Raw genomic sequence first — 24,001 nt, forward strand, 5'->3', positions numbered from 1 at the left:
ATCGTTCTTTATTAAAAGTTATCATTTTCCTTTAATTTGGGGGTGACCACTTTTTCCTCTTTTTCTTCTTTATTATTAAAGAAAATTAAAAATGAGACAAATATAAATGTTAACTTTAAGCTAAAAAAGGATACTATAAGACCCCCCCATATTGCGTTTGTGATATCAAGTACAGTATGATTTACACTGCCATTCTCAACCATAACCTGGTAAACAATAGTCCCAATTACAGTAATAGAACCTAAGAACAGCAATAGACTAGAAACAACTATAAACTCATTCCTATACTCTGCATCAAAATCTACATATCTCTTAAAAATTAGGGATTAACTTTATCCTTTAAATAATTTTGTATTGTGCGATTTGCAATAAAGGATACAAGTTGAAAATTAGGTAACGTTATATCTTCAATTATATATTCATCCTTTTTTTCTGTAACCAATGTTTGAATATCAAAAAATCTGTTACTACTATCCGGATTTTGATGAGGAGGATTTTTACCTTCATGCGTAAACTTTGATCTGTGAACATAGAGGTCATTAAGAATTTTCCTTATCTCATCCTCAGTAAAATCTTGAGGGTATTTCTCATACCATTGTTTCTGTAAATACCACTCTTCCTTGCGACCGGTAAGTTCTTCTATATAACTCGCCATATTCGCTCTTGGGTGTTCTAAGTCTAGCCATTGCTCAGGTGGGCAATATTTCATAATAAATTCTACAACTCTCTTACCCAAAAACTGGGATTTACCACGTTCTTCCTTGTACAACCTTAGTAAATCTTCAATGTCCTTATTTGTCTTGGCCATTTCCTTCCACTTATCTTCTTTTGGGTGTTTGATTACAAACCTCTTTCTCTTTACAGCCTTTTTTGCTATAGTCTCCATTGATGAAACCAAGAGATAGTATGCTAATCCGAAATCATCCCTTTTATTAAGATGGGATAAATGGACAAGTCTTATAGATTGCATTGAATTTTCATAGAATTCATAAGGTATACCATAAAGCATTTTGAATGTTTCTTTTAATTTTTCATACATCCTATTTAATGTTTCTTTAGATATACTGGTTTCATGTGCCCCTGGTCCTGCAGTTAACACTGGAAATTGAATAGCTAATTCGTTAAGTGAACTCTCATCTAAATTCGCTCTTCTTGATATATACCCATCACGAGGTGCTTTTACCGGTCTTCTCGTAGCAAAAGAAAAAACCGACGCAAGAGCAATAGTAAATAGATGTGTATTATGCTCCCACTCAAACCATTTAGGTAAGTGAACAGGTGCAATAAAACTTGCATATGCTCCTGAAAGTCTTACTTCATAGGTTGGATCAATCTTAAAATATTCAAAATCTAACTCTTCATCAAGTCTAAAATCTAGTAGTAAATAACCGATAGTGGTATTACCATTTTCAGTCATCTTGATTTCTTTCGGACGAAATATCGGAATACATTCGTTAAATAATACGTGATCTGATGTTACAGCTCTTGGCATTGTATTAACCTCCCCGCTAATTAAATTCTATAATAGGGTAATTCTTAGGTTATATCTCGGTCTAAAACAGCTTCTTTACATAAGTGGGTATTGGTTCAAATAACATTTTAAAATTAAGAGAAGAACGAATTTGGACGAGTCGAGGGCTAAAGATCTTATGAGCTAGATATTCTTCCACTCCCTACAAAATGAATAGTGCATAATCACGAGAGTTTAATAAGCAATTTTAGTATAGTACAGTATTCTCTATTTCTTAATCATCACTCTGCTCCCATAAAAGTTAATCAGATTGCACTCTTAAACAAACCTGTCCCTATATAAAATACCTGAGTTCGAGATATCTATGATGAAATCTCAAACTATCCTTTAGTTCTTTTCTACAGCATCGTTTAATAATTTATATAATTCTATATAGAATGATTTTACTTCTTCCTTGCACAACTCTAAGAAAGGTAAAACCTTTTTTCCAGAATCCTTAAATATTAAGAAACCATTTTCAATAATTACGGTTTCTTTTAAGAGTTGCAAATTAATTTTACCAATTATTTCACCATCAGTAGTAATCTTGAAATCTCCCATAGGAAGTCCATTATAAGTACCACCAGAAATTGTTACGTTACTGTTTGTTGAGCTTATAAAATTTCCAATGTTAACTGTTTTCTCACTTCTTCTTTCTTGTGTAGAGAGTTGATCATGCTTGTTTTTGTTTGTCACTCTGCACATGTAGTTTAAAAACTTTTTATCATCCCTTCTGTTAAAATCCTGTAGTCCTGAAATAAGTTTGTATATAGAATGGTTTTGTTGACTTAACCCCGGTAAATTATTATTAAAATTTCGCTCAAATATCTCCTTTGTTTCTCCATAAGGAAAATATACATTTTTGTATCGACTTTTTAATTTTTTCGTTCTATTTTCTTTACTCACCAATAACTCAAATACATCATTTGCACAATACTCTAAAACACTCCTATTATGCTCAAAAAAGCTTTTTACTCTCGGTATGATAACTTCAGGTTCACTTGATTGAACATGTAAATCTGTTTTATTTTTAATCTCAGGAATCATTTCTTCAAGATCCTCTATCAGTGCTTCACAATGCAATTTCCTCATAATTATCCCTCCAATTTATCTATATTATTAATTCGATAAAATGTGGGAAATGTCCTTTTTCTTTTAATAACATTTGTTGTAGGAAGTATAACTCTACATCTTCCAAGGTATAAATTATCTCGAAATCAAATATTCAGCACTCCTGCCCTTGTATGTAACAACTAATATTCTGACTGTAAGGTGACTTCGGTGACGTTCCTAAAATATAACCGTCACCTTTAAACCTCTTGTGAGAGAACAACGGTGACGGTAGTGACGCAAGTGACAGTATTCTTTACTTTCTATCTAAAAAAGAGAGTAAATAACCCCCTACTAATGCCACTATTAAAATGAAGGCAGTTTAGTTAGTAATTTATTGCATTCATTATATATATGATCAATCTAGTAATAGTGCTTGCTGCAGATACATTCTTAAGAGTGGGAATTTTTTATTATGAGTGGATCTCTTACCAACAAAATATCACTTTTTTTGAAACTGTCCCCAATTCGTCCCCAAATCTGCTGTACCACCATTACAAACGGTGACTGTACTATTTGTAAACATAAGAAAAACCCCTGCATAGCAAGGGTTTTTCGTGTTCTGTATTAGTGGAGCATAGCGGGCTCGAACCGCTGACCTCTACACTGCCAGTGTAGCGCTCTCCCAGCTGAGCTAATGCCCCATATATAATTTTTTTGGACAAGAATTATTATATCGCTTTTCATTCTTCTGTTCAATACTTTTAAAAATTAATTATAACATTTCAGAAATTATTTCTTACATTTCACCGTGTTTTTCTGACATTTGACTTAGTTATTCCGACATTTCAAGCTATTTTTCTGACATTTGGGCAGTTTATTCTGACATTTCACCTTTCCCTCTCATCCACAAAAAAGCCTACCAGAGGACCTCTTCATAACAATAAGAGATCCAATGATAGACTTCTTTTATGCGGTCTAATCCGCTGCCACTTCTTCTTTTTCTTCCTTCAGCTGATCCACTAAATTTTTCAACAGCTGCATCCCATCATTTGTGCCGATGGATTCAGGATGAAATTGGACGCCTTCAATAGGGTATTCCAAGTGGCGAATGCCCATAATTTCTCCTTCGACGGTCGCTGCTGTGATTTCAAAGCACTCCGGGACGTCTTGTTTGTCGACGATTAAGGAGTGATAGCGCATCGCTTCCATTGGGTTGTTAAGATCTTTGTAAATCGAGCGTCCGTCATGAAAGATCTCCGAGCTCTTGCCGTGCATCAGGCGGTCAGCACGTACAACTTTGCCTCCGAAAACTTGAGCGATCGACTGATGACCTAAGCACACACCAAACATCGGAATACTTGTCTTATATCGATCAATCACATCCAGCGTAATTCCTGTTTCATCCGGGGAACAAGGCCCTGGGGATAGAAACAAAAGATCTGGCTGCCGTTCGTCGATCTCTTCAAATGTTACTTCATCATTCCGTCTTACAATCACTTCTTCTCCTAGCTCACCTAAGTACTGGACAAGGTTGTAGGTGAAGGAATCGTAGTGGTCGATCATATAAATCACTCTGCTCAGCTCCTCTACTCTAGATTCATTTTACGAGTTCATGAATCTCTTGATAAAAACGTTCGAGAGCTTCCTCTTCTTTTCCATTCTCAAACGCTTCTAGCTCACCTTCAATTAGTCGAATGATTTTACTTCCGATAATGACACCGTCGGAATGATCTCTAACAAGCTGTACGTCCTCGTTTGTTGAGACGCCGAATCCTACGGCAACCGGAACATTACTGTGTTCTTTTACTTTTTTAATAAACGATAACGTTTCAGCGGACATTTGGTTGCTTCCACCTGTAACGCCTAGGGTCGATACGCAATATAGAAACCCTTTGGCATGCTCGGCGATTTGCTTAATACGCGTATCAGAATTAGGAGCCACAAGTGAAATAAACTCGACCCCTTTTTCTTCAGCCAGTCCGCGAATTTCTTCGCTTTCTTCGTAAGGAAGGTCAGGGATGAGTACACCCTCTGCTCCGTTCTCCTCAAGTATTTCAAAGAAACGGTCATAGCCTAGCTGCAGCACGGGGTTATAATACGTAAAAATGACTACAGGAATCTTCACTCCCGCTTCACGCAGCTTAGGTACAAGCTCAATGGCTTTCGTCAGTGACATGCCTTGCTTTAATGCACGCTGTGCCGCACGCTGTATCGTTGGGCCGTCAGCCAGCGGATCTGAATAAGGGACACCTAATTCAAGAATATCCGCACCGGCTTCCTGCAGCTTTAAAGCAAATTGAATCGTTAATTCAGGAGTTGGATCGCCCGCTACGACAAACGGGATGAACAAGTCTTCTGTTTTTGTCAGCTTCCCTTGAAATGATGTTTGCGTCAGCATATTAGTCCTCCTCCTGAAAGTGTTCCATCAACGTCGCCATATCTTTATCACCGCGTCCTGATAGATTGATGAGTATCGTCTGGTCAGAAGACATTTCACCAGCTTCTTTAAATGCTTGAGCCAATGCGTGCGCACTCTCAATTGCTGGGATAATCCCTTCTTGCTCCGTTAACAGCTTCAGTGCATCTAATGCTTCTTTATCTGTAATGGATTCATAACGTACTTGTTTTGTCTGAAAAAGGTGCGCGTGCTCGGGTCCTATTCCAGGGTAATCAAGTCCTGCAGAAATGGAGTAAGGCTCCGTGATTTGTCCGTTCACATCCTGCATTAAATACGTCATGGAGCCGTGAATGACACCTGGCGTACCTTTTGTTAAGGTAGCTGCGTGTTCTGGGGTGTCAATCCCTTTTCCTGCTGCTTCCACTCCGATCAGCTCAGAAGTATCCTCTAAGAATGGATAAAAGATTCCCATTGCGTTACTTCCTCCGCCTACACATGCATAGATACGGTCAGGCAGTTCATCTTCTACTTCTAAAAACTGCTTCTTCGACTCGTCGCCGATCACTCGCTGGAAGTCCCGCACCATACGTGGATAAGGATGAGGACCTACGACAGATCCAATTAAATAGAAATGGTCTTCGCAATTCGCTACCCAGTAACGAATCGCTTCGTTTGTTGCATCTTTTAACGTCCCGTTTCCGCTGGACACAGAAATCACTTCTGCGCCTAACAGCTTCATTCGAAAGACGTTAAGCTCCTGACGGCGAATGTCTTCTTCCCCCATAAACACTTTACATTCCAGTCCGAACTTAGCAGCTACAGTGGCCGAAGCGACCCCGTGCTGACCGGCGCCCGTTTCTGCAATGATTTTCTTTTTGCCCATGCGTTTAGCTAATAAACCTTGGCCAATGGCATTGTTAAGCTTATGCGCACCCGTGTGGTTTAAATCTTCACGCTTCAAGTAAACTTTCGCGCCTCCAAGGTGTTCACTTAGCTGGTCAGCGTAGCTTAAAGACGTCGGGCGGCCCGCATATTCTTTTAGTACGTGATGATATTCATCTAAAAATGCTTGATCGTTCATAGCTTCATCGAGCGCTGCTTCTAGCTCTTGTAAAGGTCCCATTAACGTTTCAGGGACGTATTTTCCGCCAAAATCTCCAAAGCGCCCTTTTATATCAGGAAATGCTTGCAACATGTCGGCCCACCTCTTTCATGATCGCTTGAATTTTATATAGATCTTTCTGTTCGTTCGTTTCAATACCGCTGGAAATGTCAATGCCTTCTGGCTCATGATCGAGCAGCTGATCGACGTTCTCCGGCGTAATTCCTCCTGCAATAAAGCAAGTAACGTTTTGTTCATTCGATACGCGCACGTAGTCTTCCACTGTGCTCCAATCGAAGCTTACTCCGGTGCCGCCGTGCGCACCTTTCACTTTTGAATCGATAACATATCCGTCCGCTACTCCTTTAAACACCTCCATTTTCTCCAGTGCATCTTCACTATGATGGACCACTTTCCATACTGGAAGGCCAAAGGCTTCTTTGATTTTTAAAATCTCAGAAACGGTTTCGCTGCCGTGAAGCTGGATCACATCCAGGGAGACAAAGGTGAGGACTTCTTCTAATTGTTCGACGGTTGGATTTACGAATACACCGACTAGTTTCTGCTTAGGCTGCGTGCGGCGAATCCACTGCCCGACGCGTTCAGGGCGGACATACCGCTTCGTTCTTCTTACAAAAATAAACCCAAGGTGTGTAGCATTTGAGTTTGCACTCTTTTCCACATCACTAGCCGAACGATTTCCACACAGCTTGACTAGAGGTTCACGCATTATACATTCACCCCGTTTACTAAATCCTTCACCGCTTTTTTAATATTGTTTTGGCGCATCAATGACTCGCCAACTAATACCGCCTGTGCCCCATAGTCGACTACTTTCTCAATATCTTCATACGTGAAAATGCCGCTTTCTGATACGAGCAGTGATTCCTTCGGTGCCTGCTTTGCCATTCTTTCCGTTTGCTCAAGCTTCGTTTCAAACGTATGAAGGTTGCGATTGTTAATACCTAGTACTTCTGGGGTAAATTCATTCAATACACCTTCTAAAACAGCTTCACTGTGAACTTCTACAAGTACCTCTAACCCAGATTCATACGCTTGAAGGTACAATTCGTGCAGCTTCTTAGGTTCCAGCGCTTCTCCAATTAGAAGAATAGCGTCCGCTCCCATTAGCTTGCTTTCCTCCACTTGCAAAGGATCAATAATGAAATCCTTACGCATCACAGGAACCTGAACAAACTTTTTAATGTCGGTTAAAAAATCACGATGTCCTTGGAAGAAATGCTGATCGGTTAAGACAGAAATCGCTTCTACACCAGCGTCATTGTATTGTTTACCTACCATTACGTGGTTAAAGTCATCACGAATAATTCCTTTTGAAGGGGAGGCTTTTTTCACTTCTGCTATAAGTCCTGCTTTATTTGGCGTGTTTCGTAAAGAGTCAGCAAAAGAATAATGTTCAACTTCAGCCGCTTCTGGTAAATAGAGTCGTTCGATTTCTTGTTGTTTGATCGCTAAGATGGTATCAAGCATACTGACGTCGCTCCCTTTCTTCCTGAATCGATGTGAAATAATTATACACTGTGCCGCTTTCAATCGCTTGCTGCACGCGCTGAACGCCTTCGCGTAGATCTGCTGCTTTTCCAGCAACATATAATCCTGCTGCTGCATTCATCGTCACAATGGTCATTGCGCTTTCGTTTGCTGAACCTCGCAATACTTGTTCGATAATGCGCGCACTATCGTCGGTCGTATTAATTTGAATATCCTTTAATTCTCCGCTCTTTAATCCCAAATCTTCTGGAGTAAGAGTAAAGCGTGTAATTTCTCCATCCTTAAGCTCTACAACATCTGTTCCACCCGTGATCGTGATTTCATCGAGTCCATCACGGCCGGTCACAAGAAGAACGTGCTTTGAGCCTAACTTGTTCAGCGTTTCGGCCATCTTTTCAGCGTAAGCCGTATCATAAATGCCGATAAGCTGACGTTTGGCGTTCGCCGGATTAGACATTGGGCCTAATAAATTAAAGACCGTACGAAAGCCTAATTCCTGACGAGCTGGCCCGGCATGCTTCATCGCTTGATGATAATTAGGGGCGAACATAAAGGTCATCCCTTTTTCAGAAATAGCTTTCGCTCCCTCTGCTGGTGTTGTATCAATAGGGATGCCTAATGTTTCTAATACATCAGCACTTCCACTTTTAGAAGACACTTTACGGTTGCCGTGTTTAGCCACTTTCACATCCATCGACGCCAAAATAATCGAAACAGCAGTAGATATGTTAAAAGTGGAGCTGCCATCTCCGCCAGTACCGCACGTATCTACGATGTCATCATGGTCTACGTCCAGCTTCGTCATATTGGCACGCATGGCACGAACGAATCCTGTCATTTCTTCTACAGTTTCTCCGCGATGACGAATAACGGATAATAAACTCATCAGCTGTCCTGTCGTCACGTTGCCCTGCATAATTTCATTCATGGCTTCATAAGCAGCGTCTTCCGTTAACGTTTTACCTTCTACTACTTCGCTTAAAATGTTTTTCATTTCGTCTCGACTCCTTCTCTGCTCTTCTCAAATGCTTGCTCAGCTATCTCTATCGTGCGTTTTAAGGCACTTGCTTTATTAATCGTTTCTTGATATTCGGATTCGGGATCTGAATCAGCGACCACTCCTGCTCCTGCTTGAACGTAAACTTGGTCACCTACTTTTGTCATCGTTCGAATCGTAATACACGAGTCTATATTTCCATCAAACCCTAAATAAACAACACCGCCACCATATAAATGACGTGGGGTTGGTTCTAATTCTCGTAAAATTTGCATCGCGCGGATCTTCGGTGCACCGGATAAAGTACCTGCCGGGTAAGCGGAAATAAGGGCATCTATTGGTGATACGCCTTCTTTCAACTGTCCCGTTACTTTACTAATGATGTGCATCACTTTTGAGAACCGGCCGATCGTCATATAATCGAATACCTTCACCGATCCAAACTCAGCCACTCGCCCCATGTCGTTCCTTGCTAAGTCGACGAGCATCCGGTGTTCGGCTTGTTCTTTTTCATCGGCTAAAAGCTCTTCCGCCAGTGCATCGTCTTCTTCCTTTGTAGTTCCTCGTTTTCTTGTTCCGGCAATTGGGTGAATTTCAAGCTCGCCGTCCTGAACTTCTAACAGGCGCTCAGGTGAACTTCCCATCACTTCTACATCTTCAAAATGCAAATAAAACATATAAGGTGATGGATTCACTTTTCTTAATATACGGTAAAGTTCAAAGCCGCTTCGTTCTGTTCTCGTTTGAAAACGCTGGGATAGCACCGCTTGGAAAACGTCGCCCGCTAAAATGTACTCTTTTATTTTTTCAACATCACGTTTGAAATCTTCTTTTTTATAATTACTAATGAGCTCAATGGAGTAGTCAGATGACTCGTCCGTGAGCATTAGATCTGGTAAGAAGCTATTTTCTTTTAATCGCTGGCTTACGTTCTGAAGTCGACTGACTGCTTCGTTGTATTTACGATCAGGGGCCTCCCCGTTGATCCGGGAAAACGTTAAAATCGTCGTTTCTTTCGTTTTATGATTGTACGCAATCAGCGTTTGACAGAATAGTAAATGATAATTAGAAAGATCGATATGATCTGGTTCTGCGTAAGGTACGGGCTCATAATCTGAAATCGCATCATAAGCGATATAACCTACAGCTCCTCCTTTAAATGGAAGAGGAACTTCAGCTTGTTTGACGTTTAAATCATCTACTGTCTGCTCAAAAGCTTCTTTAAAGGATCCCGCTGTCCAGCTTTTATGATGATGAAAGTCTTCAATCACAAAAGATCCCTCTACTTGTTTCACTTCTATCATTGGATCTAAACCAATGAATGAGAAATTAGACCATGGCGATTCAGGGTCTTGGCTTTCTAGCATATATACAGCTTCATCACGTAACGCGTGAAACATGTGAATCGGTGTTAAAGTGTCTGTATAAAAGGACTGGGAAACTGGAATCGTGTGGTAGTCCTTCGCATCTTGAAGGAATGATTCCTTTGTTGTTAAACTCATCTGCGCTCACCTCTCCATAATTCATTATGGAAAATGAGACGTTGAGGGATTATATATGTGGGATGAAAAAGGGTAGTAAAAATTGACTAAGGCCATCTGACAGCTCCTGCGTCCGTCGACTCCTCAGTTCACTCAGCTCATCCTTCTTCCTCAACTCATCTAATCTCATTCTCTACTCTTACTCTTTAGACTTTCAAACAGTGTATAAAATTCTGATAATAATGTCAACCGAACCAAAAGTTAAAGTTTAATGTGATCGGTTGACATAGTATTTGGGAACATACAATAAAACGAAACCTCAAAGGTTATCAAACGTACTTATAATGAAGGAGGGATCAAATGATTTTATTATCGCAGTCTGCCGCTCAGTTTTTTAATGATAATATCGCCTTATTAGCTCCCATTATTATTATTCAACTGATTTTAGTTGTAACCGCTCTAGTTAGTTTAGCAAAAACTCAATACACAAACGGACCAAAATGGCTTTGGGTACTCATCATTCTATTTTTTAACATTCTCGGTCCTATTGCTTACTTCATCTTCGGAAGGGATGATTAACCTATGATTCAAACCAATGAGCTAACAAAAACATTTGGGAGAGACACAGTAGTTAACGCTGTCTCTTTCGAACTTAAACCAGAAACATGCGTGGCACTTCTCGGCCCTAATGGGGCAGGTAAAACAACTACTTTACGTATGATGGCTGGACTCATTCATCCTACGAGCGGTTCGATTCACCTCGCCGGTCGTACACATAAAGATATTCGCCAGCTAATTGGCTACCTTCCGCAGCATCCTCAATTCCATACGTGGATGACGGGGAAAGAGTTTTTAGTTTACGTGGGAAGATTAGCGAACTTAACTAAATCCACCGCTAATGACCGTGCAGATCAGTTATTAGTCAGAGTAGGACTAGGGGAGGCAGGAAGCAAACGAATAGGCAAATATTCTGGCGGCATGAAACAGCGTCTTGGAATTGCTCAAGCGATGATTCATCAGCCAAAGCTGTTAATGCTTGATGAACCTGTCTCAGCTTTAGATCCAATTGGACGCCGAGACGTCCTTAATTTAATGGAAGAACTAAAACAAGAAACAACGCTGCTCTTCTCCACTCATATTCTTAATGACGCAGAAGAAGCAAGTGATCACCTTTTATTAATGAATGACGGACATATCATAGAGTCTGGATCGTTTGAGGAAGTAAGACGCCGGCATGCCATAAATAAAATTGTTGTTCGTTTTGATGAATCTGACTCTCAGTCCTACCTGGAGAGTCTTCGAAGTCTTACCTGTGTTAATCGTTTAGAAACGAAAAAGGAAGAGGTTCACGTTTATGTAGATGACTTGGCTGGGGCTCGGCAGGCGATCATCGATATAGCCGCTAAACATCACTGGCCTCTGGTTCATTTTGAGGTCGGTAAGATGTCACTTGAAGAGTTATTTATGAAGGTGGTGGATCAGCATGCAGTGGCTGACCGTATTTAACCGTGAATCATTAGAAGCTTGGAGAAATTTTAAATGGATCTGGGTCCCTCTCGTTTTTATTCTGTTAGGACTGATGGACCCGCTCACGACGTATTACATGCCACAGATTCTTGATGCCGTCGGCGGACTTCCTGAAGGTGCCATTATCGATATCCCTTCTCCCCCTGCAGTTGACGTGCTTATGATGAGCATAGGACAGTTTAATATGCTTGGAGTAGCTATTATTGTATTAATTTCTATGGGAACAATCGCCGGTGAACGAAAAAGTGGTGTAGCTGAACTCATTCTCGTTAAGCCGATTCGTTATTCTACTTACGTCACGGCAAAATGGATGAATTATTCATTGATTTGCGTAACGGCTGTGTCAGCGGGTATGCTTTCCAGCTGGTATTATGTCTCTCTTTTATTCGAAGAGATTCCATTCGGTCATGTCCTCACGGCTGCTGCTTTTTATAGTTTGTGGATCATTTTTATCGTAACGGTCAATATCATGATGAACACTTTAGTAAAAGTTCCAGGTGTAGTGGCTTTCCTAACCATTGCTTTTCTAATCGCCCTCCAAATTATTGGACAAATTTTTCAGTATGCAGCGAATTGGATCCCTTCCCTTATCACATCCTACATAGGTGAAGTTCTTACAACCGGCAATATACCGGAGGAGCTTTGGTGGACTTCCCTAGTTACCGTCGGATTGATTATCACTCTTTTAGTCATAGCTAGCTATACATTAAAAAATAAGGAAGTCGTCTAACGGATGGTTCACTAACACACAATGAGGGTATGAAATGGATAGCACGTTCAAAAAGGAGAGATTTTGTGAAACCGACTGCATTAATTACCGGTGCCTCTGGCGGCATAGGATATGAATTAGCCCACTTATTTGCTAAAGCTGGCTATGAATTAATTATAGTAGCCCGCTCAGAAATCAAGCTTCAGCAATTAAAAACAGAATTAAACGATCATCCTGTAACCGTGATTGCTGAAGACCTATCTCATCCCAATGGAGCAGAGAACGTTTATCATAAAGTAAAAGAGGAAGGAAAAACCGTAGAAGTATTAGTCAACAATGCAGGTTTTGGATTAAATGGAGCTTTTGAAGAACTTTCATTAAAGGAACAAAAGAATATGCTGCAAGTGAACGTACATGCTTTAACTGAGCTTACTCATTACTTTTTACCGGATATGAAAAAAGCACCTTTTTTAAATATACCAAAAGGAGTGCTGAATGTAGCGAGCGTGGCTGCTTTTCAGCCAGGTCCCCGCATGGCAGTCTATTATGCCTCTAAAGCTTATGTGCTTTCCTTTACTGAAGCTCTCCGTGAAGAGCTGAGAGGTACTGGGCTTACCGTTTCTACACTGTGTCCAGGTGCTACCGATACCAACTTTTTTAAAAATGCAAACGCAGAGGAAACGAAGCTGGTTAAGCGTACGATGACACCAAAAGACGTGGCTAATGAAGGATTTTTAGGATTTATAAAGGGAAAACGAGTGATCATCCCGGGCACACTCAATCGCTCAATGGCAGTTTCAACCAAACTCATCCCTCGTTCTGTTGCCGCCAAGCTGGCTCATTATATGGATTCATAAACCACAAGATCCGTCTTACACTCAGACGGATCTTGTTTTATAAATTATATAAATTCTTCAGCAGCTTTCCTAAATCCGTAAAATGTTCTGAAGCGCTTTTGTGAATAGTAGCCTTCTGATTCACTTGTTGCTAATAGTTCCACTCTTGTACTGGGATAACAATTGTGCGCTTCTTCAATTAGCCTTTGTCCTAAGTCTTGCCCACGATGATCACTGCGAATCAATAATTCACACACGAACAAACTGACTGCCCCGTCCGTAAGGCCCCTTAAATATCCAATGACTTCATCATTTTTTGTAAGTACAAGGGCTGGCTCAGAATTAATCCAGCCATGGAAGGTTTCATCTTTCTTCTCAACTAACTGATTCCACCCTTCCTGCTTATTCAACTCATGGATCGCATCAAAATCATTAAGCTGAAACGAACGAACGGAAATCTCACTCATCTGCTTCATTCCCCTCATATTTTTTTCTCCCTTATACCTAACGAACCAACGGTGACTTTCGTTTCACAATTCTGCAATTTTATCCACCTTAAAGAAGAACATATGCTAAAATGAATGTTTGGAAGATACCTAGCACCACTTAGGAGTGACTTATTATGCAAAAATTGATTGCTGCGTTATTGGTATCCATAACGTTCATCATAGCTGGATGTTCATCTGGAGAAGATATTTCTTTAGCTTCATTAAAAGAAGATCATCCAGAAGCATTCGGTAAACCTGTCGAAGATTCTTTAACAAAAGAAGAACAAGAATCCCTGGGCCTTCCGACTGAACTTCCTTTTAACTTGGAAGATGTTGAAGCATCTGCTGTAGAACATGAAGTCGAAGTGAATTATGTGTCTACGGACGCGGACCAACTGACCGTAACGACAGTCTACAATCCAGAAAATAATTTACAGGAATCTGACACTCGAATGACGTTGGACTCCGGGGCTATTGCAGGGGTGACAGAACGAGAAGCTTCTGTATTTTTTGAATGGTATGATGATGAACAGAATGTTATTTATCAAATGGCTTATTCTCCGATGGATGAAGAAAATCGTTTAGAAGATGCGCTCGATATCGCCAACTCCATTTAGATGAACCAAGCCTGTGAGTTTTATTTTCTCACAGGCTTTTATGTTTTGAATGCTGGACGATATCCCGTCTCGAGAAAGTACTTTGTTGCTTGCTGAACATTCATAAATGATTTTACTCCCTCGAGTTGAATTCCGTTTTGAGTAAATTGCATGACAACTTGAGGACGTAAACCAGCTAACACAACTTCAATTCCCAGCAGTTGAAGATTCATTACTAAATTTTTAAGTAAAACAGCCCACTCATTATTTATATCGGTTATTCCAGAAAACTGAATCGCCAGCCTGCTAATATTCTGGCTGCGGCATTGTTCTGGTACTCGGTCAAGAAGAATATGTTTTTGTTCTTCCCGTAAAATTGGCTGTAATGGAAGTAAAGCGTACCCTTTAGCAATGGTAACAACATTTGCCGTCATTTCTTCAATCATGTGTACCAATTCTTTTTCCTCTTTGGCCACTTCTGTTTGATCGAATATTCTTGTAATCACATACATCTCACCTTCATGTTCGAAGAGCTTCGTGTACACTTGCAAAATCATTTCTTTTCCTCGCCATGGATAAGAAAGACGTTCCACACTTAGTTCTTTTTTCTCTGTAATCGACTGAATCGTAATTTGTTTAGACTTTTCTTCGTCAGGAAATAAGTCCTGAAGGCTCCTGCCAATTAATTCTTCGTTATGAAGATCAAACATATGAAGATAAGCCGGATTCACATAAGTAACGACAAAATCTTGACTCGTAATTACGACACCTTCATCTAATAAGTCAACCGCATGTTTTAGAAGCATGCCCCATCCCCCTGTCGGAATATTCTTACTATTTATTATGGAGGTTCTTGTCAAAAAATCAATAAAAAATAAGAAAAAGCACCTTTTATAGAAAAAGGTGCTTTTAAACGCCTTCAAGATCAGTTAAAGGCTCATCCTTATGTTTTCTTTGTTTGCTGACTATTTCTACATGCCTTAAATTACCCATATGATCAAAATCGATGGCCAAAATATCTCCTGGCTGGGCAAACTCGATCAGCCGTTCTTTAAAAACCATCAGTTCATTTCCCACTCGCTCTGTCTCAATCAGTATGGCGTGCATCCCTTCGTAACGATCAAGTGTATACGTATTCATGATGACACATCCCTTTTTAAAATATGGCCAAATTTTCCGACAATTTACGCTCTAGTTTGACACTTCCCTTCCTATAAAAAAATAAACGTGGATGCCAAAACAATTGCTAGACAAAAGCACATTACGATGTTAAATTATAACTAACGACCGTTAGTTAGTTTCAATTGAGGTGATCGTATGACCGAACAACGAATTATTGACGCTAGTCTCGAGTGCTTCGCTCACTCAGGCTATCAGAATACAAGCCTTGCGGATATCGCAGATAAAGTAGGAATTAAAAAACCTTCTCTCTATAACCATTTTTCAAGTAAAGAAGCCATTTTCTTGAGAGTTTTAGACGAAGTAGCACAGAAAGAATTAAATCATTTAAAAGGATTTACAGAGTATACGAAGGATCGTTGTATAAAAGAACAAATTCACGAAGTATTTAATTTATATGTGGATCATATGTCCTATTCAACGGAGGGAGCTTTCTTTAAACGTTTCACCTTTTTCCCACCGGAAGAATTTGCAGATGAGATTCATCAAGTATTTGTTCGTACAGAAGAACAAGTGATTAAAATTATCGGCCCTATTTTTCAAAAAGGAATTGATTCTGGAGTCATTCGTCCGCTTCACTTGAATGAACTGACTTCTGCATTTTATACAATTATTGATGGGTTATTTTTAGAAGAAAATTTTTATGACCGAGCTACCCTTGTCGAAAGACAGAGAGCAAGTTTTAAAATTTTCTGGCTTGGAATTCAAGCAGCGAGTCAGGAGGAATAAAGAATGGCATGGGTTTATTTATTAATTGGTGCAGTATTTGAGGTAGGCTGGGCAATTGGTCTTAAGCTCTCGGAAGGTTTCTCAAGACCTTTCATATCAGTGGCGACAGTCATCTTCATTTTTATTAGTTTCTATTTTTTCACAAAAGCATTGCGTTTAGTGGATATAGGCACCGGCTACGCCCTATTTACGGGCCTCGGTGCAACAGGTACCGCCGTAATCGGCATGACATTTCTTGGTGATGGAGCAGGCACTGGGAAGGTCTTTTTTATTGTTCTTTTAATTGTGGGTGTGATTGGTCTGAAACTTTCTGATGGTCCAAAAGAATCGGTTCACACCGTTCAGGAGGGATAACGATGGCTTGGATGTTTTTAATTATTGCAGGTATGGGTGAAATGATGGGTATGTTTTTCCTGAAGCTTTCTGATGGACTCAGCAAGCTGAAACCTAGTTTGTTTGCTTTACTTTCAGGTGGCTTAAGCTTTTACTTTTTGTCCTTATCTTTAAAGGAACTCCCTATAGGGACAGCTTATGGTATCTGGACAGGAATCGGCTCAGCTGGAACTGTACTTTTAGGTATATTATTTTTCAAAGAACAAGTTAATATGAAAAGAATCTTCTTCGTGACCTGCATCATCACTGGGGTTATTGGCCTAAAACTTGTTTCTTAATTTTTTGAAAAAATGCCTGTTCTTCTGTTGCAAATTGAGGTAAATGTCAGTAAACTATATACTGTATTTCCTAATATTAGACATAATTCGACGAACATGATATGAGTACAAAATGTCTACACTAGGTGTAGGGTTCTTTGAAATCAGAGCCGTCTAAATTAGTGAAATGAATCATCAGGGGGATTTTTAAAATGAGAAGATTATTACTAGGTATTTTATTAACGATTGTTATTGGTTTTAGTTATGTAGGTTACTCTGACCTTGACACTAATCCTGCTCCAGAAGAAACGTCTAATGACGAATCATCGGAACAGCAATTTTAAAAGCCTCTTGAGCTTAGACTCAAGAGGCTTTTCTTATTTTAAAGGAAGTTCAAGATCACGATCGTCTCCCCACACATCTTCTAAATATTCATCTCTTCCGGAATTACCACGATAATAATCATAGCGCCATTCGTTCTTTTTATAATAGTCTTGATGGTATTCTTCAGCACGATAAAAGGAATTCACTTCTCTGATAGGAGTAATGACTTCACCGTCAAATCGATTCGATTCTTCTTGGCCAGCCTTAGAACGCTCTGCCTCTTGTTTTTGCTCCTCTGTATGATAAAAAATTCCTGTTGTATATTGAGCTCCTCGATCCACGAACTGTCCGCCATCATCTGTCGGATTAATTTGTCTCCAGAACACAGCTAACAAATCCTCATATTTAATAACAGCAGGGTCATAATACACTTGTACCGCTTCTACATGGTTCGTTTCACCACCAGCGACCTCTTCATACGTAGGGTTGTTTTGCTCGCCTCCCGTATAACCTGAAACAACCTCATCCACACCCGCTAGTTTTTCAAAAGGGGGCTCCATACACCAAAAACAGCCGCCTGCAAACGTGGCCACTTCATAACCTTGAGGAACATCTGTCTCTGCGATTGCTTCACTTTCGTAACTTCTTTGGGTGAAATAAGCATAAGCCTCCGGGAGTACAAGAATACCTAACATGAGTGTGACAAGAGCAGCTAACCACCATTTGGTATGCCTTTTCATTTTGTTATGGTTCACCTCATTCATGAAGTCTCCCTATATCTTACCACGCGTACCCGGAGCTACCTACACATAAGGCTTTACTATTCTTTAAAGGCTTGCTCAATTGATGTCTGTTTCGTGCTTTGAATATTCGCGAAGAGTGATCGTTTTATGATTTGAAGTGCGTTATCATTATCACTTGTTTTTTCGGAAGCCACACAGTCTTTAGGGACCCAAAGATCATAATCTCTCATATAGGCATCGTTAGCTGTAAATAAGACACAAATGTCACCTGCTACTCCTGTTAATATAAGTTTTTTAACCTCTAGCTGCTCAAGCAATATGCTGAGTTGAGTACCAAAAAAACCAGAGTGTTTCGGTTTTATAATAAAATAATCGTTTTCCTCAGGCAGAACTTCATTAATGATCGTTTCTCCCGGTCCATGTTTACACTCTTGGATCAACTCATCTACGTTATCTTGCCATAGATTAAAGTTATCATTTACATAAATCACCGGCATCCCATTTTGTTTTGCTTGTTTTCTAAGTTCATTTATAGGGCCGACAATATCCTTCGAGTGTTCTAAAAGATCTTCTCCTCCATTAAAATCCATTTTATTGATCATATCAATAATGAGTAATGCAGTATTTTGAGCCAATTATTATCACTCCTCTTCAAACTTCGACGGTCCTGCTGGTACTTGTCTTTTATGCTCGCTTTTACTATGGAGGTTTCTAAGTGTCTCTTCATCCTCAGGACTTATTTGTTCGCCTCTTAAGTAAGCGTCAATCGCGTCATAGGAAATCCCCATTTCTTCTTCATCAGATTGACCTTCCCACAACTCTGCACTTGGTTTTTTAGTTACGACAGCGTCCGTCACTCCTAAATATCTTGCCATCTCTCTCACTTCTTCTTTTCTCATATGAATAAGGGGTACAAGGTCCACTCCTCCATCCCCGTATTTTGTAAAGTAACCTGTATAGTCTTCCGCGGCGTTATCCGTACCTACGACTAAATAACCGTAGTTTTGAGCTACTGCATAAAGGGTGGACATTCTTAAACGAGCTTGTAGATTTGCTCCTCTTAGTTGAGCGTTATCTTCATTCCAATCTCCTTTGTTTTTTAATTCGTCCTCTATTGTTCCATACGTTTCCTCATAGGATTTCGTCAGTTCAATGCCTGCATAGTCCAGCCCGGCGTTCTCTACTACCGCTAAAGCATCCGGCTGGTCTTCTACTTTTTTATTAATTGGGAGCAATACGCCCAGAGAATTATCGGGAAAAGCTCTCTTAATTAAATAAGCCACTACTGCTGAATCTATCCCTCCACTTACACCTACAAGAGCACCTTTAGCCCCAGCTTCATCAACTTTATCCTTAAGCCAATTCACTAAATATTCCACACGCTTCTCCATAATCGATCTCCTCTCTTCTTATTACTTCTCGTAGTTATGTTCCTGAAAAAATATGGGAGTAAACGTGAATAATTAGTTTACGGCACGTTTATTCCGGCTATTCAATGATAAGAGTGAAGGAAAGAGAGGATTTCATGAATGCTGACAAAATATAAAAGTGCTTGGTTATTCACAGGGGTATTATTATTTTTTATCATAGCTTTTCTTATTGGTCTAATGCTGACTGAAAACTTGCCTATCTTTGATAGTCTATACATGACGATTATTTCTATCTTAGGCATTGGATATGGGGATTATATCCCAAACTCCAACGCAGGAAAGATTGTGGCTATGATTCTCATTCCGATTACGTTAGGTTTAAGCTCTTACTTGCTCACCTACGTAGCTTCTATATTAATTGAAGGAAATTTATCTAATAAATGGGAGAGGAAAAAGATGAACAACCAAATTGATAAAATGGAGAATCACTACATTATTTGCGGATATGAACGAGTTGGAGAACAAGTATTAAAAGAATTTCTGAGTCATCAATATCATATTGTTGTTATTGATACGGATGAAAGCGTAGCTTCAAGGATTCCTGAAGGTGTGCCTTATATTATTGATGATGCTAAACAAAACCACGTGTTAGAGAAAGCCGGAATCGAGCGGGCAAAGGGATTAATTGCTACAACTTCAGACGATTCGTTGAACCTTTTCATCACGTTAACAGCAAAAGGATTGAACTCAGAAGTTGAAGTGATTGCACGAGCTGAAGTAAGTGAAACAGAAGATAAATTAAAACGTGCAGGTGCGGATCATGTGGTAAACCCTTCTGATCTTGGAGGGCGCAGAATGGCATTATCATTAATAAAACCCGTGAGTATGCATTACATTGATTCCATCATTCATGCAGAAAACCGCAGCTTTCAAATGGAAGATTTTCGCGTTGGCGATCAACTGAATGCAAACAAAATTTCTGAATTAAAGCTTCGCGAGAAATTTGATCTTACTCTTCTAGGATTAAAAAGGGATGATGGTGAATTTCTTAACAACCCTGATGCAAATGAAACATTACAATCTACCGATGTACTTATTTTATTTGGAGAAAAAGAACATATAGATGTTTTTACGAGCCAAAACAAATAGCTTTCCATTACCGATTATTTACGTAATAATGGAGAGATAGAACCATTCTCAAGGAGTGACCTCTTAATGATTGAAAATGAACATCACGTACTTGTGATCTTTCCACATCCAGACGACGAAGCGTTTGGAGTGTCAGGTACGATCACTTCCTATATAAAACAAGGAACCCCTGTCACTTACGCTTGCTTAACGCTTGGCGAAATGGGAAGAAACCTGGGCATGCCGACTTTCGCTACTCGCGAAAGCCTTCCTGCTGTACGTAAGAAAGAATTAAAAAAAGCTGCTGAAGCTATGGGATTAGAAGATTTACGAATGATGGGCTTAAGGGATAAAACGTTAGAATTTGAAGACGACGAAGAGATGAAAAATTTAGTTGCACACTTAGTCGATGAATTGAAACCATCGCTAGTCATAAGCTTTTATCCTGGGTACGCTGTACATCCCGACCATGAAGCAACAGCTCGGGCTGTAGTGAATGCGCTGGGAGAGATTGAACCAGACCTTCGCCCTAAACTTCATGCGGTCGCTTTTGCGAATAATACAGAAGAAGAATTAGGAAAACCTGATATTGTTCATGACATCCGCCATGTGCAAGAAGATAAGTTGAACACGATGCGTGCTCATATTTCTCAAACTGCTCGCATGCTTGAAATGCTGGAAGAAGGCATTCAAAAGAACGATCCAGAAGCGTTAAAATGGGTCAATCATGAAAAGTTTTATACGTACAAATGGGGAGACGAAAGCTGACCAAAAGGTCAGCTTTTTTCAATTTAGTTTACAAATAGCCCTGTTGGGTCATATGCTTTCACTGGAAAAACATGATACTCTATTTCTAGTGTAAGAAAAGGAGTTCATCACATGATAAAACATTGGATTATATTTATAAGTATTATTTTTTTAGCCGCTTGTGGAACCTCTCAAGATAATGAATCTTCCAGTGAGGAAGATGAAGAAATTGTGCAGCCTGAGGTTGAGGTGGTGTTTGAGGACGAGCCTTTACCTGTCGGAGAAGAAACTTCTATTCAAGCGATTGTAACAGCTAATAATGATCCTATCACTGATGCTGATTATGTAGAATTTGAAATATGGAATGACGCACAAGGAGAAGACGAGTCTGAGACAATTGAAGCTGAACATCAAGAAGAAGGTCTCTATGAAATTAATTACTCCTTTGATGAAGATGGAACCTATCAAGTGATTGCCCATACACAAGCTAGAAACGTCCACACCATGCCTCAAGTTGAAGTGCAAGTCGGTGAAGAGCAGAGCAGTCATGAACATGATATGGAAGAAGAATCAAGGCATGACCATGATGAGAAGGAGTTCACCGTTCACTTCATGAAGGATGAAGACTTTTCTTCTAATGAGGATTCTGAACTGATGACCCATATCGAACAAGACGGAGAGCCTTTCGAAGAAGGAGAAGTGAGCTTCGAAATCAGCTCTAATCAATTGGACAAACACGAATTTATTGATGCTGAAGAAGTTGAACCAGGAGCTTACCGAGCTGCCTTTGAATTCCCTTCCACTGGTGATTACTTGATAAACGTCCACTATGAAAAACCTGAGGAAGATATTCACGGACATAAAGAAGAAGAAATAATAGTAAACTGATCGTTATGCGCGATCAGTTTTTTTGTATCCGAGTGTGTAGCGGGTGAAATGTTCATATTTTCTCCCATTTGTTCATAAATCCCCAGAAATGTTCATAAAAAAGAAGCAGACTACCGCAGTAGTCTGCTTCCCTTCGATTTAAACGTCAGCGTTTTGAAGTTTTTTCTTCTTCGCAGCTTTTTCACGTTCATTTTTATTAAGGTATTTCTTACGAAGACGAACCGTTTCCGGCGTTACTTCGCAATACTCATCATCATCTAGATACTCGATCGCTTCTTCAAGGGTCAGCTGACGAGTTTTCTTGATCGTTGTTGTATTATCTTTTGTAGCAGAACGCACGTTAGTTAAGTGCTTCTCTTTCGTAATGTTAACCGTTAGGTCGTTATCACGATTGTGCTCTCCTACAATCATTCCTTCGTACACTTCTGTACCTGGCTCAACGAAAATAACTCCTCGATCTTCAAGGTTCATAATTCCGTAAGTTGACGCTTTTCCTTTATCAAGGGAAACTAGAACTCCTTGACGTCGGCCTCCAACTTGACCCTTAGCTAATGGTGCATACCCATGGAATGTGTGGTTTAAAATTCCATAACCACGTGTTTGGGTCATAAATTCTGTAGAATAACCGATTAATCCACGAGAAGGTACAAGGAATTCAAGGCGAACTTGCCCATTTCCATCGTTCACCATATCTTGCATTTCACCTTTTCGAAGACCGATGGATTCCATTACAGCACCCTGGTATTCTTCTGGTGTGTCAATTTGCACGTACTCTACTGGCTCACATGTTTGCCCATCAACTTCTTTAAGGATAACCTTAGGCTTAGATAATTGAAGCTCGAAGCCTTCACGACGCATGTTCTCAACGAGAATAGATAGGTGAAGTTCACCACGTCCAGATACAATAAACGCATCTGGAGAGTCTGTAGGATCTACACGTAAACTTACGTCGGTTTCTAACTGTGTTAGAAGACGCTCTTCGATTTGACGAGACGTCACGTACTTCCCTTCACGTCCTGCGAAAGGACTGTTGTTTACAAGGAACGTCATTTGCAGAGTAGGTTCATCGATACGCGGGATCTCCATTGCTTCTTGATGGTCTGGCGGGCATACGGTTTCTCCAACGTTAATGTCCTCTAAACCAGCTAGAGCGATAATATCTCCGGCTTGAGCTTCTTCAATTTCAATTCGCTTTAAGCCAATGAAACCGAACAGCTTAGAAATACGGAAATTCTTCACGCTTCCATCTTTCTTCATGAGGGAAACTTGCTGCCCTACTTTAATACTGCCGCGGAATACACGTCCGACTCCAATACGACCAAGATAATCATTATAATCAAGTAAAGTTACCTGGAACTGTAAAGGCTCTTCTTTTGTATCTACAGGAGCAGGGATGTTGTTCATGATCAGCTTAAAGATCGGATCCATGGTTTCATTCTGGTCTTCCGGCTCATCACCAGATGTTCCGTTTAACGCTGAAGCGTAGACCACAGGGAAATCTAATTGCTCATCATCCGCACCTAACTCAATAAATAGATCAAGCACTTCATCCACGACTTCCTCTGGACGGGCATTCGGGCGGTCAATCTTGTTCAATACAACAACTGGTGTTAATTTCTGTTCGAGTGCTTTTTTCAGCACGAAACGCGTTTGAGGCATACAGCCTTCATAAGCGTCTACCACTAACAGTACACCATCAACCATTTTCAAAATACGTTCTACTTCTCCACCAAAGTCGGCGTGACCCGGTGTATCTAAAATATTGATTCGTGCATCATTATAATTGATGGCGGTATTTTTAGCTAAAATCGTAATACCACGTTCTTTTTCCAAATCATTAGAGTCCATTGCTCGCTCATCTACATGTTCGTTTTCACGGAATGTTCCGGAATAGTGAAGCATTTGGTCCACTAACGTTGTTTTTCCATGGTCAACGTGTGCGATGATCGCGATGTTACGAATATCGTTTCTGTGTTGCATGAAGCACACACCTCTTTCACAATGCTAATTATTCAACTTATCTAGTATAACATA

28 protein-coding genes and 1 tRNA gene are annotated in these 24,001 nt (G+C 40.1%); 12 read left to right on the plus strand and 17 right to left on the minus strand.

Annotated elements, in window-relative coordinates:
* Positions 1 to 319: 319 nt before the first annotated feature.
* The 10 genes from IEV27_RS12105 to trpE all read right to left on the minus strand — a co-directional run bounded on the left by IEV27_RS12105 (position 320) and on the right by trpE (position 10,074).
* The gene (locus tag IEV27_RS12105; protein WP_188377761.1) at positions 320 to 1,492 is read right to left on the minus strand and encodes a hypothetical protein; all 1,173 of its coding nucleotides are present in this window, start codon (positions 1,490 to 1,492) and stop codon (positions 320 to 322) included.
* A 366-nt stretch (positions 1,493 to 1,858) separates the two neighbouring features.
* Positions 1,859 to 2,602: a hypothetical protein gene (locus IEV27_RS12110; RefSeq protein WP_188377762.1), complete on the minus strand. Its 744-nt coding sequence runs from the start codon at positions 2,600 to 2,602 to the stop codon at positions 1,859 to 1,861.
* A 589-nt stretch (positions 2,603 to 3,191) separates the two neighbouring features.
* Positions 3,192 to 3,264: transfer RNA gene (locus IEV27_RS12115), tRNA-Ala, on the minus strand.
* Between the two features lie 274 nt (positions 3,265 to 3,538).
* Entirely contained in the window at positions 3,539 to 4,135 is a 597-nt protein-coding gene (locus tag IEV27_RS12120) for an anthranilate synthase component II (RefSeq protein WP_188377763.1), read from the minus strand.
* Positions 4,136 to 4,160: 25 nt separating this feature from the next.
* Positions 4,161 to 4,961 (minus strand): tryptophan synthase subunit alpha, encoded by an 801-nt coding sequence (trpA, locus tag IEV27_RS12125; RefSeq protein WP_188377764.1) that lies wholly within the window; start codon positions 4,959 to 4,961, stop codon positions 4,161 to 4,163.
* 1 nt (position 4,962) lies between these two features.
* Positions 4,963 to 6,156, minus strand: a complete 1,194-nt coding sequence (trpB, locus tag IEV27_RS12130; protein WP_188377765.1) for a tryptophan synthase subunit beta — start codon at positions 6,154 to 6,156, stop codon at positions 4,963 to 4,965.
* Positions 6,137 to 6,793: a phosphoribosylanthranilate isomerase gene (locus IEV27_RS12135; protein ID WP_188377766.1), complete on the minus strand. Its 657-nt coding sequence runs from the start codon at positions 6,791 to 6,793 to the stop codon at positions 6,137 to 6,139. The genes trpB and IEV27_RS12135 overlap by 20 nt, the downstream gene beginning before the upstream one ends.
* Complete coding sequence (trpC, locus tag IEV27_RS12140; RefSeq protein ID WP_188377767.1) at positions 6,793 to 7,554, minus strand: indole-3-glycerol phosphate synthase TrpC; 762 nt, start codon at positions 7,552 to 7,554, stop codon at positions 6,793 to 6,795. The genes IEV27_RS12135 and trpC overlap by 1 nt, the downstream gene beginning before the upstream one ends.
* Positions 7,547 to 8,569: an anthranilate phosphoribosyltransferase gene (gene trpD, locus IEV27_RS12145; RefSeq protein ID WP_188377768.1), complete on the minus strand. Its 1,023-nt coding sequence runs from the start codon at positions 8,567 to 8,569 to the stop codon at positions 7,547 to 7,549. The genes trpC and trpD overlap by 8 nt, the downstream gene beginning before the upstream one ends.
* On the minus strand, positions 8,566 to 10,074 hold the full coding sequence (gene trpE / locus IEV27_RS12150; RefSeq protein ID WP_188377769.1) for an anthranilate synthase component I: 1,509 nt from the start codon (positions 10,072 to 10,074) through the stop codon (positions 8,566 to 8,568). The genes trpD and trpE overlap by 4 nt, the downstream gene beginning before the upstream one ends.
* Before the next feature lie 339 nt (positions 10,075 to 10,413).
* Here trpE and IEV27_RS12155 point away from each other — a divergent pair, with 339 nt between their 5' ends.
* From IEV27_RS12155 to IEV27_RS12170, 4 genes are all read left to right on the plus strand, one after another.
* Positions 10,414 to 10,632, plus strand: coding sequence for a PLD nuclease N-terminal domain-containing protein (locus IEV27_RS12155; RefSeq protein ID WP_188377770.1), 219 nt, complete (start codon positions 10,414 to 10,416; stop codon positions 10,630 to 10,632).
* Between the two features lie 3 nt (positions 10,633 to 10,635).
* Positions 10,636 to 11,559 carry an ABC transporter ATP-binding protein gene (locus IEV27_RS12160; RefSeq protein ID WP_188377771.1) on the plus strand — a complete coding sequence of 308 codons (924 nt, stop codon included), beginning with the start codon at positions 10,636 to 10,638 and terminating at the stop codon, positions 11,557 to 11,559.
* Positions 11,537 to 12,310 (plus strand): ABC transporter permease, encoded by a 774-nt coding sequence (locus tag IEV27_RS12165; protein WP_188377772.1) that lies wholly within the window; start codon positions 11,537 to 11,539, stop codon positions 12,308 to 12,310. The genes IEV27_RS12160 and IEV27_RS12165 overlap by 23 nt, the downstream gene beginning before the upstream one ends.
* Positions 12,311 to 12,375: 65 nt before the next feature.
* Positions 12,376 to 13,146 (plus strand): SDR family NAD(P)-dependent oxidoreductase, encoded by a 771-nt coding sequence (locus tag IEV27_RS12170; RefSeq protein WP_188377773.1) that lies wholly within the window; start codon positions 12,376 to 12,378, stop codon positions 13,144 to 13,146.
* 44 nt (positions 13,147 to 13,190) lie between these two features.
* Here IEV27_RS12170 and IEV27_RS12175 read toward each other — a convergent pair whose 3' ends face one another.
* A complete protein-coding gene (locus tag IEV27_RS12175; RefSeq protein WP_229735261.1) occupies positions 13,191 to 13,610 on the minus strand; it encodes a GNAT family N-acetyltransferase in 420 nt (139 codons plus the stop codon).
* 137 nt (positions 13,611 to 13,747) lie between these two features.
* On the opposite strand from IEV27_RS12175, the gene IEV27_RS12180 reads away from it, so the two are divergent.
* A complete protein-coding gene (locus IEV27_RS12180; protein ID WP_188377774.1) occupies positions 13,748 to 14,230 on the plus strand; it encodes a hypothetical protein in 483 nt (160 codons plus the stop codon).
* A 38-nt stretch (positions 14,231 to 14,268) separates the two neighbouring features.
* On the opposite strand, the gene IEV27_RS12185 is transcribed toward IEV27_RS12180, so the two are convergent.
* Both IEV27_RS12185 and IEV27_RS12190 read right to left on the minus strand, forming a co-directional pair.
* Positions 14,269 to 15,015, minus strand: a complete 747-nt coding sequence (locus IEV27_RS12185) for a PAS domain S-box protein (RefSeq protein WP_188377775.1) — start codon at positions 15,013 to 15,015, stop codon at positions 14,269 to 14,271.
* A 103-nt stretch (positions 15,016 to 15,118) separates the two neighbouring features.
* Positions 15,119 to 15,349 (minus strand): hypothetical protein, encoded by a 231-nt coding sequence (locus IEV27_RS12190; protein WP_188377776.1) that lies wholly within the window; start codon positions 15,347 to 15,349, stop codon positions 15,119 to 15,121.
* 177 nt (positions 15,350 to 15,526) lie between these two features.
* On the opposite strand from IEV27_RS12190, the gene IEV27_RS12195 reads away from it, so the two are divergent.
* The 4 genes from IEV27_RS12195 to IEV27_RS19980 all read left to right on the plus strand — a co-directional run bounded on the left by IEV27_RS12195 (position 15,527) and on the right by IEV27_RS19980 (position 17,111).
* A complete protein-coding gene (locus IEV27_RS12195) occupies positions 15,527 to 16,117 on the plus strand; it encodes a TetR/AcrR family transcriptional regulator (protein ID WP_188377777.1) in 591 nt (196 codons plus the stop codon).
* Positions 16,118 to 16,120: 3 nt separating this feature from the next.
* Positions 16,121 to 16,471, plus strand: a complete 351-nt coding sequence (locus IEV27_RS12200; protein ID WP_188377778.1) for a DMT family transporter — start codon at positions 16,121 to 16,123, stop codon at positions 16,469 to 16,471.
* A 2-nt stretch (positions 16,472 to 16,473) separates the two neighbouring features.
* A complete protein-coding gene (locus IEV27_RS12205) occupies positions 16,474 to 16,788 on the plus strand; it encodes a DMT family transporter (RefSeq protein WP_188377779.1) in 315 nt (104 codons plus the stop codon).
* Positions 16,789 to 16,979: 191 nt separating this feature from the next.
* A complete protein-coding gene (locus tag IEV27_RS19980) occupies positions 16,980 to 17,111 on the plus strand; it encodes a hypothetical protein (RefSeq protein WP_268235660.1) in 132 nt (43 codons plus the stop codon).
* Between the two features lie 33 nt (positions 17,112 to 17,144).
* Here the strand turns inward: IEV27_RS19980 and msrA are convergent, their stop codons facing one another.
* From msrA to nadE, 3 genes are read right to left on the minus strand one after another with little or no spacing between them, the layout of a single operon-like run.
* Positions 17,145 to 17,855, minus strand: coding sequence for a peptide-methionine (S)-S-oxide reductase MsrA (gene msrA, locus IEV27_RS12210; protein WP_229735263.1), 711 nt, complete (start codon positions 17,853 to 17,855; stop codon positions 17,145 to 17,147).
* Positions 17,856 to 17,911: 56 nt separating this feature from the next.
* A complete protein-coding gene (locus IEV27_RS12215) occupies positions 17,912 to 18,469 on the minus strand; it encodes a cysteine hydrolase family protein (protein WP_188377780.1) in 558 nt (185 codons plus the stop codon).
* Positions 18,470 to 18,475: 6 nt separating this feature from the next.
* Positions 18,476 to 19,225 (minus strand): NAD(+) synthase, encoded by a 750-nt coding sequence (nadE, locus tag IEV27_RS12220; RefSeq protein WP_188377781.1) that lies wholly within the window; start codon positions 19,223 to 19,225, stop codon positions 18,476 to 18,478.
* Positions 19,226 to 19,363: 138 nt separating this feature from the next.
* Between nadE and IEV27_RS12225 the strand changes: the two genes are divergently transcribed.
* From IEV27_RS12225 to IEV27_RS12235, 3 genes are all read left to right on the plus strand, one after another.
* The gene (locus IEV27_RS12225; protein WP_188377782.1) at positions 19,364 to 20,353 is read left to right on the plus strand and encodes a potassium channel family protein; all 990 of its coding nucleotides are present in this window, start codon (positions 19,364 to 19,366) and stop codon (positions 20,351 to 20,353) included.
* A gap of 66 nt (positions 20,354 to 20,419) precedes the next feature.
* On the plus strand, positions 20,420 to 21,100 hold the full coding sequence (bshB2, locus tag IEV27_RS12230; protein WP_188377783.1) for a bacillithiol biosynthesis deacetylase BshB2: 681 nt from the start codon (positions 20,420 to 20,422) through the stop codon (positions 21,098 to 21,100).
* Between the two features lie 111 nt (positions 21,101 to 21,211).
* Complete coding sequence (locus IEV27_RS12235; protein WP_188377784.1) at positions 21,212 to 21,967, plus strand: FixH family protein; 756 nt, start codon at positions 21,212 to 21,214, stop codon at positions 21,965 to 21,967.
* Positions 21,968 to 22,105: 138 nt separating this feature from the next.
* On the opposite strand, the gene typA is transcribed toward IEV27_RS12235, so the two are convergent.
* Positions 22,106 to 23,947, minus strand: a complete 1,842-nt coding sequence (typA, locus tag IEV27_RS12240) for a translational GTPase TypA (protein ID WP_188377785.1) — start codon at positions 23,945 to 23,947, stop codon at positions 22,106 to 22,108.
* Positions 23,948 to 24,001: the final 54 nt, after the last annotated feature.

The sequence above is a fragment of the Halobacillus andaensis genome (assembly GCF_014636475.1).
GTDB classification, from domain to species: Bacteria; Bacillota; Bacilli; order Bacillales; family Halobacillaceae; genus Halobacillus_A; species Halobacillus_A andaensis.